This is a genomic window from Corallococcus sp. bb12-1, assembly GCF_026626765.1.
Classification (GTDB): Bacteria; Myxococcota; Myxococcia; order Myxococcales; family Myxococcaceae; genus Corallococcus; species Corallococcus terminator.
The window spans coordinates 145,041-159,537 of the sequence record NZ_JAPNJZ010000028.1 but is presented as its reverse complement, the minus strand read 5'-3'; the positions used below and the strand labels follow the sequence as shown (position 1 = coordinate 159,537).

At 70.9% G+C, this 14,497-nt stretch carries 13 protein-coding genes; 7 read left to right on the top strand and 6 right to left on the bottom strand.

What is annotated here, in order from left to right; all coding sequences use genetic code 11:
- Nucleotides 1-27: 27 nt before the first annotated feature.
- Nucleotides 28-1,737: an amidohydrolase gene (locus OV208_RS34545; RefSeq protein ID WP_267578192.1), complete on the bottom strand. Its 1,710-nt coding sequence runs from the start codon at nt 1,735-1,737 to the stop codon at nt 28-30.
- 154 nt (nt 1,738-1,891) lie between these two features.
- On the opposite strand from OV208_RS34545, the gene OV208_RS34540 reads away from it, so the two are divergent.
- Nucleotides 1,892-2,548: an HAD family hydrolase gene (locus OV208_RS34540; protein WP_267578191.1), complete on the top strand. Its 657-nt coding sequence runs from the start codon at nt 1,892-1,894 to the stop codon at nt 2,546-2,548.
- 13 nt (nt 2,549-2,561) lie between these two features.
- On the opposite strand, the gene OV208_RS34535 is transcribed toward OV208_RS34540, so the two are convergent.
- Both OV208_RS34535 and OV208_RS34530 read right to left on the bottom strand, forming a co-directional pair.
- On the bottom strand, nt 2,562-3,974 hold the full coding sequence (locus tag OV208_RS34535) for an NAD(P)/FAD-dependent oxidoreductase (RefSeq protein WP_267578190.1): 1,413 nt from the start codon (nt 3,972-3,974) through the stop codon (nt 2,562-2,564).
- 104 nt (nt 3,975-4,078) lie between these two features.
- Nucleotides 4,079-4,852, bottom strand: a complete 774-nt coding sequence (locus OV208_RS34530) for a rhomboid family intramembrane serine protease (RefSeq protein WP_267578189.1) — start codon at nt 4,850-4,852, stop codon at nt 4,079-4,081.
- Nucleotides 4,853-5,063: 211 nt separating this feature from the next.
- On the opposite strand from OV208_RS34530, the gene OV208_RS34525 reads away from it, so the two are divergent.
- On the top strand, nt 5,064-5,588 hold the full coding sequence (locus OV208_RS34525) for a hypothetical protein (RefSeq protein ID WP_267578188.1): 525 nt from the start codon (nt 5,064-5,066) through the stop codon (nt 5,586-5,588).
- Between the two features lie 31 nt (nt 5,589-5,619).
- Here OV208_RS34525 and rnz read toward each other — a convergent pair whose 3' ends face one another.
- A complete protein-coding gene (gene rnz, locus OV208_RS34520; protein ID WP_267578187.1) occupies nt 5,620-6,543 on the bottom strand; it encodes a ribonuclease Z in 924 nt (307 codons plus the stop codon).
- A 121-nt stretch (nt 6,544-6,664) separates the two neighbouring features.
- On the opposite strand from rnz, the gene OV208_RS34515 reads away from it, so the two are divergent.
- Genes OV208_RS34515 through OV208_RS34500 form a run of 4 tightly spaced genes read left to right on the top strand, consistent with a single transcriptional unit; the run spans nt 6,665 to nt 12,511 of the window.
- Nucleotides 6,665-7,366, top strand: coding sequence for a DUF2293 domain-containing protein (locus OV208_RS34515; RefSeq protein WP_267578186.1), 702 nt, complete (start codon nt 6,665-6,667; stop codon nt 7,364-7,366).
- Between the two features lie 58 nt (nt 7,367-7,424).
- The gene (locus OV208_RS34510; RefSeq protein ID WP_267578185.1) at nt 7,425-8,213 is read left to right on the top strand and encodes a TetR/AcrR family transcriptional regulator; all 789 of its coding nucleotides are present in this window, start codon (nt 7,425-7,427) and stop codon (nt 8,211-8,213) included.
- Nucleotides 8,210-9,337 carry an efflux RND transporter periplasmic adaptor subunit gene (locus OV208_RS34505; protein ID WP_267578184.1) on the top strand — a complete coding sequence of 376 codons (1,128 nt, stop codon included), beginning with the start codon at nt 8,210-8,212 and terminating at the stop codon, nt 9,335-9,337. The genes OV208_RS34510 and OV208_RS34505 overlap by 4 nt, the downstream gene beginning before the upstream one ends.
- A 54-nt stretch (nt 9,338-9,391) precedes the next feature.
- On the top strand, nt 9,392-12,511 hold the full coding sequence (locus OV208_RS34500) for an efflux RND transporter permease subunit (RefSeq protein ID WP_267578183.1): 3,120 nt from the start codon (nt 9,392-9,394) through the stop codon (nt 12,509-12,511).
- A gap of 95 nt (nt 12,512-12,606) precedes the next feature.
- Here the strand turns inward: OV208_RS34500 and OV208_RS34495 are convergent, their stop codons facing one another.
- Nucleotides 12,607-13,356, bottom strand: coding sequence for a hypothetical protein (locus OV208_RS34495; RefSeq protein WP_267578182.1), 750 nt, complete (start codon nt 13,354-13,356; stop codon nt 12,607-12,609).
- Nucleotides 13,357-13,400: 44 nt separating this feature from the next.
- On the opposite strand from OV208_RS34495, the gene OV208_RS34490 reads away from it, so the two are divergent.
- Nucleotides 13,401-13,973, top strand: coding sequence for a DUF2378 family protein (locus OV208_RS34490; RefSeq protein ID WP_120544799.1), 573 nt, complete (start codon nt 13,401-13,403; stop codon nt 13,971-13,973).
- A gap of 54 nt (nt 13,974-14,027) precedes the next feature.
- Here the strand turns inward: OV208_RS34490 and OV208_RS34485 are convergent, their stop codons facing one another.
- Entirely contained in the window at nt 14,028-14,387 is a 360-nt protein-coding gene (locus OV208_RS34485; protein ID WP_267578181.1) for a hypothetical protein, read from the bottom strand.
- Between the last annotated feature and the right edge of the window lie 110 nt (nt 14,388-14,497).

Sequence of the window (14,497 nt, the reverse complement as noted above, 5' to 3'; positions counted from 1 at the left end):
GGCCTCCGCCTCGCAAGGACGTCCCGGCTACGGCGCGGCCGCGTGGAACACCTCGCGGCCCGCCACCACCGTCAGGCGCACCTGCGCGGTGAGCAGGTCCGCCGCGGGGCCGTCCACCGGATCCACCGACAGCACCACGAAGTCCGCGTCCTGGCCTGGCTTCAACTGGCCCCGCTTGCCTTCCGCGAACGACGCATACGCCGCGCCCACCGTGAAGCCCTCCAGCGCCTCCTCGCCACTCAGGCGCTGGTCGGGCTGCCATCCACCCGGAGGCTGCCCGCTGGCGTCCTGCCGCGTGCGCGCCGCGTACAGCCCCGCGAGCACGTCCGGCCGCTCCACCGGGAAGTCACTGCCCAATGCCAGCACCGCGCCCGCGGCCTTCAGCTTCTGCCACGCGTAGGCGCCCTGGATGCGCTCCGGGCCCACGCGGACCTGGGCCCACGGCATGTCACTGGTGGCGTGCGTGGGCTGGACGCTCGCGACGAAGCCATTCGCGCCCAGTCGGGTGATGTCCTCCGGGCGCATGATCTGCGCGTGCTCCACGCGGTGGCGACCCTCCTTGTTCCCCGTGGCCTCCATCTCCTTGAGGAGCGTGTCCAACACCAGTGTGTTGGCGCGGTCGCCAATCGCATGCGTGGCCACCTGGAAGCCGCGGCCCACGAAGGCATGCACTCGCGCGGCATACTCCTCCGGCGACAGCAGGAGCAGGCCCTGGTGGGCAGGCTCGTCGCTGTAGGGCGCGCCCAGCGCCGCGCCCCGGCTGCCCAGCGCGCCGTCCAGGGTGAGCTTCACCGCGCGCATCGTCAGGAGCTTGCCCTGGAAGGGGCCGTCCTTCAGGTACTGCTCGCGGTCCGCCGTCTGTCCGTCCGCCATGGCGTAGATGCGCAGGGGCAGGCGGCCTTCCTTGTCCCACTGCTGGAGCAGCCGGAAGGTCTTCAGGTCCATGCCCGCGTCGTGCACGCCGGTGAGCCCCACCCGCGCGCAGTGCTCCAGCGCCGCGTTGAGCCGCGCCGCGCGCTGCTCCTCCGTGGGCGGGGGCAGCACCGCGTCCGCCAACTCCATCGCGTTGTCCACCAGCACGCCAGTGGGCTCGCCATCCGGGCCGCGCAGGATGCGGCCTCCCTGCGGATCCTTCGTGTTCTTGTCGATGCGCGCTCGGCGCAGCGCCTCGCCGTTGAGCCACAGCGCATGGCCATCCACGCGCCCCAGCACCACGGGCGTCTTCGGGAAGGCCGCGTCCAGGTCCGCGTGCGTGGGGAAGGCCTTCTCCGGCCAGTCGTTCTGGTCCCAGCCCCCGCCCAGCAGCCACTCGCCCTGGTACGCGGAAGGCGGCGCGCTGGATAGACGCGAACGCACCTCGTCTCGTGACGTGGTGCCTTCCAGCCGCACGCGCACGAGCGCCGCCGCGAGCCCCGCCAGATGCCCGTGCGAATCCGTGAGGCCCGGCACCACCGTGGCGTCTCCCAGCTCCACCACGCGCGCCGCGGGGCCCGCCGCCGCGAGCACCTCTTCCCGGCTGCCCACCGCGAGCACCTGCCCGTCGCGCACCGCGAGCGCCTGCGCCACGGGCCGCGACGCATCCAACGTGCGGATCCGCTTCGCCACGTACACCGTCGGCGCGCCGGAGACGGCCTCCTGCGCAGGCGTCGCTTCTGGCACGCGACGGGAGCAGCCCGCCGCCGCGCCCACGAGCAGGAGCAGCGCTCCCAGGGTCCGACCGAAACGTCCTCGCATCATCCGAGCACCCGCCCTTGGCGATCCGCCCCGGGCACCGGGCCCGGGGCATCGCGCGCGGCACTCTGCCGTACGAGCGGTGCGGCGGCCAGTCGTCCGGACAAGGCCCGGAGGCACCGAGCCCACGGGACGCGTGCACCGGAGCGCCAGAGGGCATATGCAGCGGCACGTGAACACTGTGGGCCCCCGTGGCATCCTCTTCGACCTCGACGGCACGCTGGTGGATTCGCTGCCGGACATCATTGGCAGCTTCCTCCACGGCTTCACGCACCTGGGCCTGCCGGTGCCTTCCATCGCGGAGGTGCGAGCCCTCATCGGCCAGCCGCTGGACGTGATGTACACGCAGTTCGCGCCCGAGCACGTCACCGGCCTCTGCGCGGCCTACCGCGAGCACTACCCGCTCAACTTCCTCAACCACTCGCGGCCCTTCCCTGGCGTGGAGCGGACCCTGCGGACGCTGCGCGAGCGCGGCTACCTGCTGGCGGTCGCCACCACCAAGCGCAGCGACATGGCGCGGCGCTTCGTGGAGGCGCTGGGGATGGAGGGGCTGTTGCACCACGTGCAGGGCACGGATGGCTTTCCGCACAAGCCCGCGCCGGACGTGCTCCACCGCGCGCTCGCGGCGCTGGGCACCGAAGGACTGTGGATGGTGGGCGACACCACGCTGGACCTGCGCGCGGGCCGGGCCGCGGGCCTGCGGACCTACGGCGTCACGTGGGGCACGCACTCTCCGGAGGAATTGGCCACCGCTGCGCCGGATGAGCTCCAGCCCGACCTGGAGCGACTGCTCGCCCATCTGCCGCCGCTGGCCTGAGCGCGCCCGGGCGTCAGTGCCTCGGCTGTGGCTGGAGCGCTTGCAGGTGCCGCACCTGCTGACGGCTGGACAGCGGGAACGCCGGAAGCGTGAGCTGATCCAACTCCCGGGGGCCGATGAGCTGCACCACGTCCTTGCGGAAGAGCACGTCCAGCGTCCAGTTCAGCGCCACGCGCACCTTCGTCTCCAGGCGCGGCAGCTTCGACAGGTAGATGGTGCGCCACAGGACCCACGCGAAGGTGCCGGAGAATTTCAGCCCCAGGATGCGCGCCACGCCCGCGCGCCGGCCAATCGCCGCGAGCTGCCCCAGCATCTTGTAGCGGAACGCCTTGCCCGGCCGTCCCTTCAGCGCGGAGCACACGTTGCGCGCCACCACCACGCCCTGGCGCAGCGCGTGCTGCGCGGTGGGCGGGCAGGGCTTGCCTCCGTTGGTGAGGTCCGGCACCGACGCGCAATCCCCCAGCGCCCACACGCCCGGGAAGCCCGGCACCTCCATGCGCTCGTTCACCTTGAGGCGTCCGCGCTCCTTCTCGCAGGGCAGTGATTCCAGGAGGGACGGGGGCGTGACGCCCGCGGCCCACACCACCGTCTTGGTGGGCACCAGCGTGCCGTCTGGCAGCACCACGCCCGTCGCCGTCACGTCCTGCACGTGGATGCCGGTGCGCACCTCCACGCCGTGCTCGATGAGCTTCTTGCGCGTGTACGCGCCCAGGTCCTCGCCCAGCTCCGGCAGCACCTCCTTGCCGCCATGCACCAGCATCACGCGCACGTTGGCGTGCTGGATGTTGGGATAGAAGGGCAGGGCGCCGTGGACGAAGTCGTTGATGGCGCCCGCGGTCTCCACACCCGCGAAGCCGCCGCCCACCACCACGAACGTGACGACGAGGTTCTTCCCGCCCACCGTCATGCAGTCCGCGTCCGCTTCCTCCAGCCGGTCGATGAGGCAGTTGCGCAGGAGCATCGCGTCGCCCAGCGTCTTCATCGTCAGCGTGTGGTCGCGCGGGCCCGGCTTGCCGAAGAAGTTCGTCTCCGAGCCCATGGCCAGCACCGCGTAGTCGTACGCCAGCGTGTGGCTGTGACCGTCCAGCCCGCCGTGCGCCACCGTGGCCGTCTTCGTGTGCAGGTCCAGGCCGGTGAGGTCGCCCTCCACGAACGACAGGTGCGGCAACAGCTTGCGCAGCGAGATGACGATGGCGCTCGCGTTCAGGTCGCTCGCCGCGACCTCGTGGAGCATGGGCGTGAAGAGGAAGAAGTTGTCGCGGCTGACAAGGGTGACCTCCACGTCGTCCCGCCGCCCCAACTGCCGCTCCAGGTGCAGCGCCGCGTACACCCCCGCGAACCCGCCTCCCAGGACGAGCACCCGCTTGCGCCCGGTCTCGCTGGCCGCTGGCACGCAGAGCTCCTGCGACTGGTTGTCCGCCCCCATGCCCGCCTCCTCACGACGCGAAGAACATCACCCTCGAATGTCGGGTCGATGCACCGCGTCCGCACCCCCCACCACCGGGCGCCCGCCTCCCTGCCTGCATGCGCTCAGGGGTGGTTGGGATGCATCCGGTGCCGCCACAGCGTGCGCTGCGAGGCGTAGCGCGGGTTCACGAACAACTTGATGAGCAGCATGCCCGCCACGAAGCCGCCGATGTGCGCCCACACCGCCACGCCGCCGGACACCTCTGGTCGCAACGTCATGAGCTGCGGCAGGCCGGTGATGACCTGGAGCACGAACCACCAGATCAACACGCCCCAGGCCGGGATGGGGATGACGCGGATGAAGATGAAGAGGATGAACAGCATGTTCACGCGCACGCGCGGATAGAGCACCAGGTACGCGCCCAGCACGCCCGCGATGGCCCCCGACGCGCCCACCGTGGGCACCGGCGACGTGGGGTCCACCGCCACGTGCGCCGCCGCCGCCACCAGTCCGCACAGCAGGTAGAACACGAGGAAGCGCAGCCGCCCCATGCTGTCCTCGATGTTGTTGCCGAAGACCCAGAAGAACAGCACGTTGCCCAGCAGGTGCCCCCAGCTCCCGTGCAGGAACATGGAGGTGAGCGGCGTGAGCCAGTTGATGGCGTCCGCGTCCACCACGCAGGCGAACCCGTCACCCAGCGGCACCGCCTGTCCCAGCGGGGCCCGTCCGGTGAGCTCCCCCGGCACCAGGCCCAGGTCGCAGATGCTGCGGGCCATCGCCTCCACCTTGAAGCCCGCGCCCTGGAAGAACACCCAGACGAGCCCCAGGGTCCCCAGGAGCAGGTAGGTCATCACGGGGGTGCGCAGGGTCGGGTTGTCGTCGCTGATGGGAATCATGGCCGCCCGCCAGCATGGCCTACGGTCCTCCCGGTGGGCGGACTCCCGTGCGCGGATGTGCGACGCCGGACGCATGGCGCCAACGCGTCCCGGCACGCCAAAAAATGGTTGCCGCCCGGGGGGCATTTCGCCCCAGACCGTCAGGCACTTGGCGGAGGGCCTCGCACCGGGGGATGTTCAGGAGTCGTCTTCATTCCATGGAGTCCGGAGCATGAACCCCTTGAAGTCGTCGTCCCGTTCCGCGGCGTTGCTCGTGGTGTCCGCCCTCGCCCTCGCGTTCACCGGTTGCGCCGCGCGCCGTCAGCAGGCGTACCTGGAGGACAAGGCCCAGGGGCACGTCTACCGCAAGCCGCTCGCGGAGGTGTGGCCGGAGGCGCTCGCCCTGGTGAAGGAGAAGGGCTTCTCCGTGATGAAGACCAAGGAAGGCTTCGAGGCGCAGACGGAGTGGCTCCAGACGAGCGCCGCCTCCTCCCTGGGCACTGCCTTCGCGCGCTACCTGGTGCGCGGCTACGAGCGCGGCCCCGGCCAGAGCGCCATCGAGTTCCGGCGCCAGGATCGCTCCGAGTCCCGCGCCGCCGACAACACCGACGGCCGCCCGTCGGCGCCGAGCGAGACCTCGACCGGCGCCAACAACTCCCAGATGCGGCGCGACACGGAGATGGAGTGGGAGCTGCTCCAGAAGGTGGACCCGGACGCCGCCGCCGCCTTGAAGGCCGAGGCGAAGAAGCTCGAGTAGTGCGCCGGGACGCCGCTCGCGCGACGGTGCGTCAGTCGCGCAGCGGCAGCTCCACGGTGAGCCCGTCGAAGGCCACTTCCACCGGCCCCTTGTACGCCTCGCGCGCCTGCGCGAGCAGCTTGCCGGGGTCGGTGTCGTGGCGGCTGGACAGGTGGGTGAGGATGAGCCGCTTCGCGCCCGCGGACTGCGCCACCTGCCCCGCCTCGCGCGCGGTCGAGTGGCGCGTCTCCTGCGCGCGCTCCTGCTCGTCGTCGGAGAAGGTGGACTCGTGCACCAGCAGGTCCGCGTCCTTCGACGCCTGCACCAGCGCGGGGCACGGCCGCGTGTCGCCGGAAATCACCAGCCGCCGTCCGGACCGCGCCTCGCCCAGCACGTCCTCCGGCTTCACCACGCGCCCATCCTCCAGCGTCACCGCTTCGCCCTTCTGCAGCTTCCCGAAGGCCGGCCCTTCCGGTACGCCCAGCGCGCGCGCCTTCTCCAGGTGGAACTTCCCCGGCCGGTCGTCCTCCGCCAGCACGTAGCCCAGCGCGTGGATGCGGTGGTCCACGCCCACCGCGTGCACCGCGTAGCCGCCCCGGCGCACCACGTCCCCGTCCTTCAGTTCGTGGATCTCCACCGGGAAGGCCGTGGACTCCAGTCCCAGGTGCACGGCCTGGTGCAGGAGCCGCCGCGCCGGCGCGGGCCCGTAGAGGTGCATGGGCGTGGTGCGGCCCATCATCCCCAGTGTGCGCAGGAAGCCGATGATCCCCAGGTAGTGGTCGGCGTGGAAGTGCGTGAAGAACGCCACGTCCACCGTGAAGCCCGTGCCGAAGCGGACCATCTGCCGCTGGCTGCCTTCACCGCAGTCGAACAGGAGCAGGTCCGCGTCCGCCTTCACCGCGAGGCCGGAGAGCCCGCGATGCAGCGTGGGCTGCGCGGCGGAGGTGCCGAGGAACGTGAGCCTGAGAAGGGACATGCCAGCGCTTCCCACGAAGAGTGAGGCCTCCGCGCACGCGCCCCGTCACTCCGGCGCGCACCCGGGGCATTTACCAGGGTGTGAAGGGTCGTGCTATGCAGCCGACCCCCGAAAGCCACCCATGCCTGATTCCTTGACGGTCGGCCCCACGGCCGACCCCCGCCGCGTGCGTGCCCAGGACGGCCGCCTCCTCCCCGTGCCCGAGGGCTGGGCCCTGCTTCCCCCCGGCGACGCCGGCCTCACCCGCCGCGTGAAGGCCGCCGGCCCCACCTGGACCGTGGTGGAGAAGGTGGGCCGCAAGCTCTTCTCCCGGGGCGTCTGGGCGCCAGAGGCCCACATCGTCCACGCCCGCGCGGTGCTCGAATCGGAGCGCGCCACCCCCGAATACGCGAAGAAGCTGGCCCAGGGCCGCGACCGCCGCGCGCGCGAGCAGGAGGTCTACGAGGTCGACTTCGCCAACGCCGTGCTGCGCTTCCTCGCCTTCAGCCCCGCGTGGCTCCCCCATGCCAAGCGCATGGCCGTCCTCGTCGCCGGGCACGCCACCCCCGTGGGCAGCGGCACCGTGGCCCGCACGGAGCGCATCCCCATTGAACGCCGCGCGGAGGCCGCCGTCATCGCCTGGATGCGCCACCAGACAACCAGCTACGACGACATGCGCATCCAGCGCGTGAAGGGCGCCCGCCGCGAGGTCCGCCGCGAGCTGGCGGACGTCTCCCGCGCCATCCTGGACCTGCACCGCCGGGACACCGCCCACGCCCCGCCGGCATGTCCGCTCTGCTCCGCCCTCCTCCGCCCCCCGCCGACACGCCCTCCGGATTCCTGACCCGGCGGTCAGCCACGACTGTTCTATTTCTGACCAGCGGGTTAGGAATGCGCCCGTCATGTCCCGCCCCGCCGACCCGAAGGCTCGCAGCGCGCTCATCGACGCCGCGCGGGCGGAGTTCGCCCGTCGGGGCGTGAAGGGCGCGCGCATCGGGGACATCACCGCTGCGTGCGGCCTGTCCAAGGGCGCCTTCTACCTGCACTTCCCCTCCAAGGAGGGCCTCTTCGGAAGCCTCGTGGAGGCGTTCGTGAAGGAGCTGGAGCGGGTGAGCCTCAAGCGCCTGACGTGCATGGAGCACTTCCGCGCGGAGCATGGCCAGCCGGGCCCCGCGGACGTCGTCGCGTGTTCAGAGCGCTACCAGCACTTCCTGCGGATGGAGGCCACGTCCGACCTGGAGATGCTGGAGCTCATGTGGGAGAGCCGCCAGGTCGTCACCGCGCTCATCGTGGGCAGCCAGGGCACCGCCTTCGAGTCCGTCATGTGGGACCTGGTGGACCGCGAGGTCGACCGCATCTCCCGGGAGTTTGGCCACCTGCAGGGCCACCACGGCGAGAACCCGGACGTGGATCCGGGCCTCTTCGGCTCCTTCATCGTGGGCACCTACCTGCTGCTGGCCCGGCAGATGGGGCGCCTTGCGCACAAGCCGGACCTGGCCGCCTGGGCCACCGGCATCCAGCGGCTGATGCATGAGGGCACCGCGCCGCGCAGCAAGCCGCTGCCCGCGGAGCGGACGCTGCCTCCGGCGCCGCCAGCCCCCGTCGCCGCCCGCACCCCTTCCACGCCTTCCACGCGCCGGCGTCACGCCCGCGCGGCCAACCCGCACCGTCCTCCAAGGAAACGCCCGTGAAATCGTCCACGAAGCCCTCCGCTTCCCGTGCCTTCGCCGCCGTGGGCGTGGCCGCCGCGCTCGCGCTCACCGCCTGCGACAAGGCGGACGCCTCCGCGCCTCCCGCCACCGCCGACAAGGCCCCCGCCGCCGACAAGGCTGCCACCGCCAAGGCCCCCACGGCCGTGAAGGTCGTCACCCCCCGGGGCGAACAGGCCTCCGCGTCCGAGGAGGTGACGGGCACGCTGTTCCCCGCCCAGGGCCTCCAGGTGGGCTTCGAGGTTGGCGGTCGGCTGGAGTCGGTGCGCGCCCACAAGGGGCAGGCCGTGAAGAAGGGCGACGTCATCGCCCAGTTGAACCCTGAAATCGTCGACGCGCAGGTGGCCGGCGCGGAGGCCGCGGTCGCCGCCGCGGAGGCCGGTGCCTCCATCGCGAAGGACTCGGCCGAGCGCAGCGAGAAGCTCAGCGCGGGGGGCGGCATCAGCGAGCAGCAGCACCGCGGCGCCGCCTCCGCCGCCGCGCAGGCCCAGGCGCAGGTGCTGGCCGCGAAGGCGCAGTTGGCCCAGGCCCGCGCGTCGCGCCGCCGGCACGACCTGAAGGCGCCCTTCAACGGCACGCTCATCGAATCCCCGGACCAGACGGGCGCCACGGTGGCCCCGGGCACGCCGCTCTTCACGCTGGAGCAGCTGGACACGCTCGTCTTCCGCACCACGGTGCCGGAGTCCTCGCGCGCGCTGCTCAAGCCCGGCGCGAAGGTGCGCGTGGTGTCGCTGGGCGGTGGCGCGTCCACCGACGACGCGGTGGTGCGCACCATCCTTCCCTCCGCGGACGCCACCACGCGCCGCGTGCCGGTGGAGATCGCCGTGCCCAACGTGGACGGCCGCTTCGTGGCGCACACGCTGGCGCGCGCCATGCTCAAGCTGGGCGACCTGCGCGAAGCGCAGGTGATTCCCCTGACGGCGGTGTCCTCCTCCAGCGGGGACCACGTCCTCGTCGTCGACGACGGTGCGCTGCGCCGCGTGGACGTGCAGGTGCTGGAGCGCCGCGACCGCGAGGTGGTGGTGCTGGCCGCCTCCGTCCTCCAGCAGGTGGTGGACTACCCGACCCCCGCCATGTCGCCCGGCACCCGCGTCTCCGTGAAGTAGCCACTTCGCGCCCCTTTGCGCCGCGGCCGGTCCGCGCGGCGACGTGAGTCCTCCATGCTTCTCAGTGACGTTTCCATCCGTCGGCCGGTGTTCACGGCCATGCTGTCCCTGCTGCTCGTGGTGCTGGGCCTGATGGGCCTCAAGCGCCTGGGCACCGACCTCTACCCGGACGTCAGCTTCCCCGTGGTGGTCGTCAACACGCTCTACAAGGGCGCGGGCCCGGGCGAAATCGAGACCCAGGTCATCAAGCCCCTGGAGGACGCGGTCGCCGGCATCAGCGGCGTGGATAAAATCCACTCGTTCAGCCGCGAGAACGTGGGCACCGTCATCGTGTCCTTCACCCTGGGCACCAGCCTGGACACCGCCGTGCAGGACGTGCGCGACAAGGTGGGGCAGGCGGTCAACAAGCTGCCCACCGACGCGGAGGCCCCCATCGTCAGCCGCGTGGACCTGTCCGCCACGCCCATCCTCACCTACGCCGTCTCCGCGGACATGCGGTCCCAGGCGCTGCGCAAGCTGCTGGATGACCGCATCAAGCCCGCGCTCGCTCAAATCACCGGCGTGGCGGAGGTGCGCATCACCGGCGGTGACGTGCGCGAGGTGCAGGTGGACATCGACCTGGACAAGGCGCGCGCCGTGGGCGTCACGCCCGCGCAGGTGGCCCAGCGAATCGGCACGGAGAACCTCAACCTGCCCGCGGGCCGCCTCCAGTTGGGGCCCAATGAGCTGACGGTGCGCTCCATGGGCGAGTTCACCAGCGTGGACGACCTGCGGATGCTGCCCGTCGCCCGCAGCGCCACGGGCGCGCAGGTGCGCCTGGAGGAGATCGCCACGGTGACGGACGGCGTCGCCGAGCGCCGCACCACCGCGCGCCTCAACGCCCGCGACGCCGTGGTGCTGGAGATCGTCAAGCAGCCGGGCTCCAACACGGTGGCCGTCAGCGACGCGGTGAAGAAGACGCTCGCGCAGATGACGCCGGTGGTGGGGCAGGGCTTCCAGGCGACGCTGCTCATCGACCAGTCGGAGCTCATCCGCGCCAACACCCACGAGGTGTGGATCGCCATCATCTTCGGCGGTCTGATGGCGGTGCTCATCATCCTGATGTTCCTGTTGGATCCGCGCGGCACGTTCATCTCCGCGCTCGCGCTGCCCACGTCCGTCATCGGCACGTTCTTCGTGATGTACGTGCTGGGCTATTCGCTCAACCAGATGACGCTGCTGTCGCTGTCGCTGGCCATCGGTCTACTCATCGACGACGCGGTGGTGGTGCGTGAAGCCATCACCCACCGGCTGGAGCAGGGCGAGGATCCGATGAGCGCCGCGTCCAACGGCACCCGGGACGTCGGCCTCGCGGTGCTCGCCACCACGCTGTCCCTGGTGGCGGTGTTCATCCCGGTGGCGTTCATGCCCGGCATCGTGGGCCAGTTCTTCAAGCAGTTCGGCATCACCATCTCCGTGGCGGTGACCATCTCGCTGTTCATCTCCTTCACCCTGGACCCCATGCTGTCCGCCCGCTTCGCCAAGGCGCGCAAGCCGGGCGAGGTGCACCAGGAGGCCGCGGTGTTCCGGGGCCTGCGCCGCTTCCTGGAGGGCACGGAGAACACCTACGCCCGCATCCTGGGCTGGGTGCTGCGCCACAAGTGGACCACCGCGGGGCTCACCCTGCTGGCGCTGGTGCTGTCGTTCGGCGCCGCCAGCACGCTGGGCGCGGAGTTCATGAGCGCGGAGGACCGCTCGCAGCTCATCGTCGAATTGCAGCTGCCGGACTCCGCCAGCCTCGCGCAGACGGCCGAGCGCGCCGCCGAGGCGGAGAAGCTCATCAAGCAGATTCCGGAGGTCACCGACATCTACACCACCGTCGGTCCCAACGGAGACGTCTACAAGGCGCGCATGCGCGTGCTCACGGTGCCCAAGGACGCGCGCACCAAGGGCATCCCCGTCCTCAAGGAGGAGGCCCGCGCGCTGCTCGTCCCGAACCTCGTGTCCACCGCCGTCACCCTGTCGGATCCGCCTTCCATCGAAGGCCTGGGCGACTGGTACCCCATCATGGTCCGCGTGGTGGGCCCCGACCTGAAGCTCGTCAACGAGGAGGCCGAACGCGTCGCCGGCATCCTGCGCGGCCTGGGCACGTCCGACGTGCGCGTGGATGCGAACCCGGCCAAGCCGGAGCTCCAGGTGCAGATCGACCGGGCGCGCGCCACGGACGTGGACCTGTCCGCCGCCTCGCTCGCGACGCAGCTGCGGCTCGCCATCGACGGTGACGTGTCCGCCAAGCTGCGCGAGGGCACCGACGAGACGGACATCCGCGTGCGGCTCCAGGAGCGCGACCGCGCCAACCCGGAGCGCGTGCGCCAGTTGATGGTGTCCACGCCCCGGGGGCTGCGCCAGGTGACGGACGTGGCGAACGTGTCCCTGAAGGACGGCCCCAGCGTCATCGAGCACGAGAACCGCGAGCGTCAGGTGGCCGTCGTGTCCCAGTTGGCCAAGGGCGCCGCGCTGGGTGACGTGGCCAAGCAGTTGAAGACCGCCATCGAGGCGAAGCCGCTGCCTCCGGGCTACGCCATCGTCTACGACGGGCAGATCAAGAGCCTGGATGAGCAGAACGACGCGTTCGGCGCCGCCTTCGGCCTGGCGTTCGTCTTCATCTACATGGTGCTCGCCAGCCAGTTCGAGTCCCTCAAGCACCCGTTCACCATCATGGTGTCGCTGCCGCTGGCGCTCGTGGGCGCGCTCCTGGCGCTCGTCGTCACCAACTACCACCTCAGCCTGGGCGCGATGATTGGCGTCATCCTGCTGATGGGGCTCGTCACCAAGAACGCCATCCTCCTCATCGACGGCGCGCTACACCACCTGCGCGAGGGCGACTCGGTGGACGAGGCCCTGCTCAAGGCCGGCCCCCGTCGCCTGCGTCCCATCCTGATGACGAGCGCCGCGATGGCCATCGGCATGGTGCCCACCGCCGTGGGCACGGGCACCGGCTCCGAGTTCCGCGCCCCCATGGCCATCGCCGTCATCGGCGGCGTCATCACCTCCACCTTTCTCACCCTGCTGGTGGTGCCGGTGGTGTTCGCGGCCATGGAGAAGCTGTCCTTCGGTCGCAAGCAGCCCCGGACGCCCGACACGCGCGCCACGCAGCCCGTGGACGTGCACGCGGCGCACGACCGCGCGGCCTGACCGGAGCGCTTCGCGGGACATCACGGTCGTTCTTCACGGGGCGCGAGGGGCTTGCTGCCTCGCGCCCCTTCTCGTTTCCGACGTCCGGGCCCGCTTCAGCGCACGTACAGCGGCGCCTGCGCGGCCCGCACGCGCTGGCGCAGGGCCTGGCCCTCCGGCGTGTCCGGGAAGAGGCCGCCCCACGCCAGCGTCAGCCGCTCCCCCACGGGCTTCCACGCGAGGTGCCCGCGCATGCGCACCGGCTCGTAGCTGGGCCGTCCGGCGTCCAGGTGGCGCGCGTCCGGCAGGCCGAAGGCGGCGTAGTAGGTGAGGTCCGGGGCCTGGGCCTCCGCCAGCCGGTGCAACCCACTGGGTACGACGCAGGTGACGTCCGCGGTGTGCCAGTCGCCCTCGCGCCCCAGCTCCACCGACAGCGTGCGGAAGCACATCCGGGCCGGCGGACAGCCCAGCTCCCCCGCGGTGAGATAGTCGTAGTCCAATCGCACCACCTGAAGCATCTCATCGATGTCTGGGTGGCCCTGGGTAGTGAAACCCCAGGCACCGCCATCCGCCTTGTATGAACGGATGCCGTAGGCGCCGTAGAAGACGTTGTACCAGGGGCTCTCCGGGTCGAAGTACGACGAGCCGGACGCGTCCGCCGGGAAGTCCCCCAGGGTGAAGACCACCACCAGGTCGAAGGGGTGCTTCAGCGTGAAGGAGTCGAAGCACTCCCGGGCCACCTCGCCCAGGGAACCCGGCACGGTGGGCACCGGCGTGGCGACCCCCGCGTGCGTGAGGAAGTCGTCGCGGCCCGGCAGCGGCGTGCCGCGCATGGCCAGCAGGGCCAGTTCCCGTTGCAGTCCCATGGGGGTGCCTCGCGTGAAGTCCGTCCGGCGCCTACAGTACCCCCATGCCCGAAAAGCTCATCTTCGAGCACACCCTGGAGGGGCTCTTCATCCGCGGGTTGGCCGGGCAGATGACCCCGGTGCTCCGCGAGCGCCTGCGCACGGTGGGTGTGGACCTGGACCGCAAGCTCCAGCCCGCCTACGGCTTCGACACCTGGTGCTCCGCGGTGCACGTCTCCGCCCGGCTCCTCCACGCGGACCTGCCGGACGAGGTCGCCCTGGCGCGTCTGGGGGAGCGCATGGTGGATGGCTACCGGGCCACCCTGCTGGGGCGGGCCCTCTTCGGCGTGTTGCAACTCATGGGGCCCCGGCGCGGTGTTTCACGCGCTCAGCAAATGTTTCGCTCGGGCAATAATTATACACAGGCGCGGATGACGGACCTGTCACCTACGTCGCTGGAGCTGTGGATGAACGAGGCGGGTTTCATCCGCTACTTCACGCAAGGCGCGCTGCTGGCGGGACTGCGCGCCACCGGCGCCGCGGAACCTCGCGTGGACGTGCATGACTTCACCGCCGCGGATGTCACCTACCGTGTGTCTTGGAAGGACACGGACGCGGGCACCCGTCTCCGGACGTGACGCCAGGAGACGGGGCCTCGCGGGGTCCGCTGCGTTAGCCGGATCGCGGGAGCTTCAGCGACCGGCGGCCGCGTGACCTTCATTCGTGAGCGACAACCGCACGCGAGCCTTGGCCAGCTGGCTCTGCGCTTCCTCCAGCGACACACAATCCACCGTGATGTCGTCGTTGGGGGAGGCTTCCGACGCAACGCGGGCCGTCTGCAGCCGCGCGATGGTGGAATCCGACACGTGCGCGCACATCACACAGCCGTTCTTGCGCCCGTGGCCGATGACCTCGGAGAACAGGTTCGCCGATTCCGGCTCCAGCGGGCGAAGCCCCCGCATGTCAGCCAGCACCAGGTGCCGCCCTCCGCCGTAGCTGTCCGTGGCCTTCCGGTAGACAGCCACGTACTCCTTCATCTCGTTCGGCCGCATGAAACCGCTCATGCGGGCAGTGATCGTCCGACGGCTCACATCGTTGGTGACTTCGAACATGGTGCGCCCCTCCCTCGCGGTCCAAAGCCTAACAGACGTCTTTGTGACTT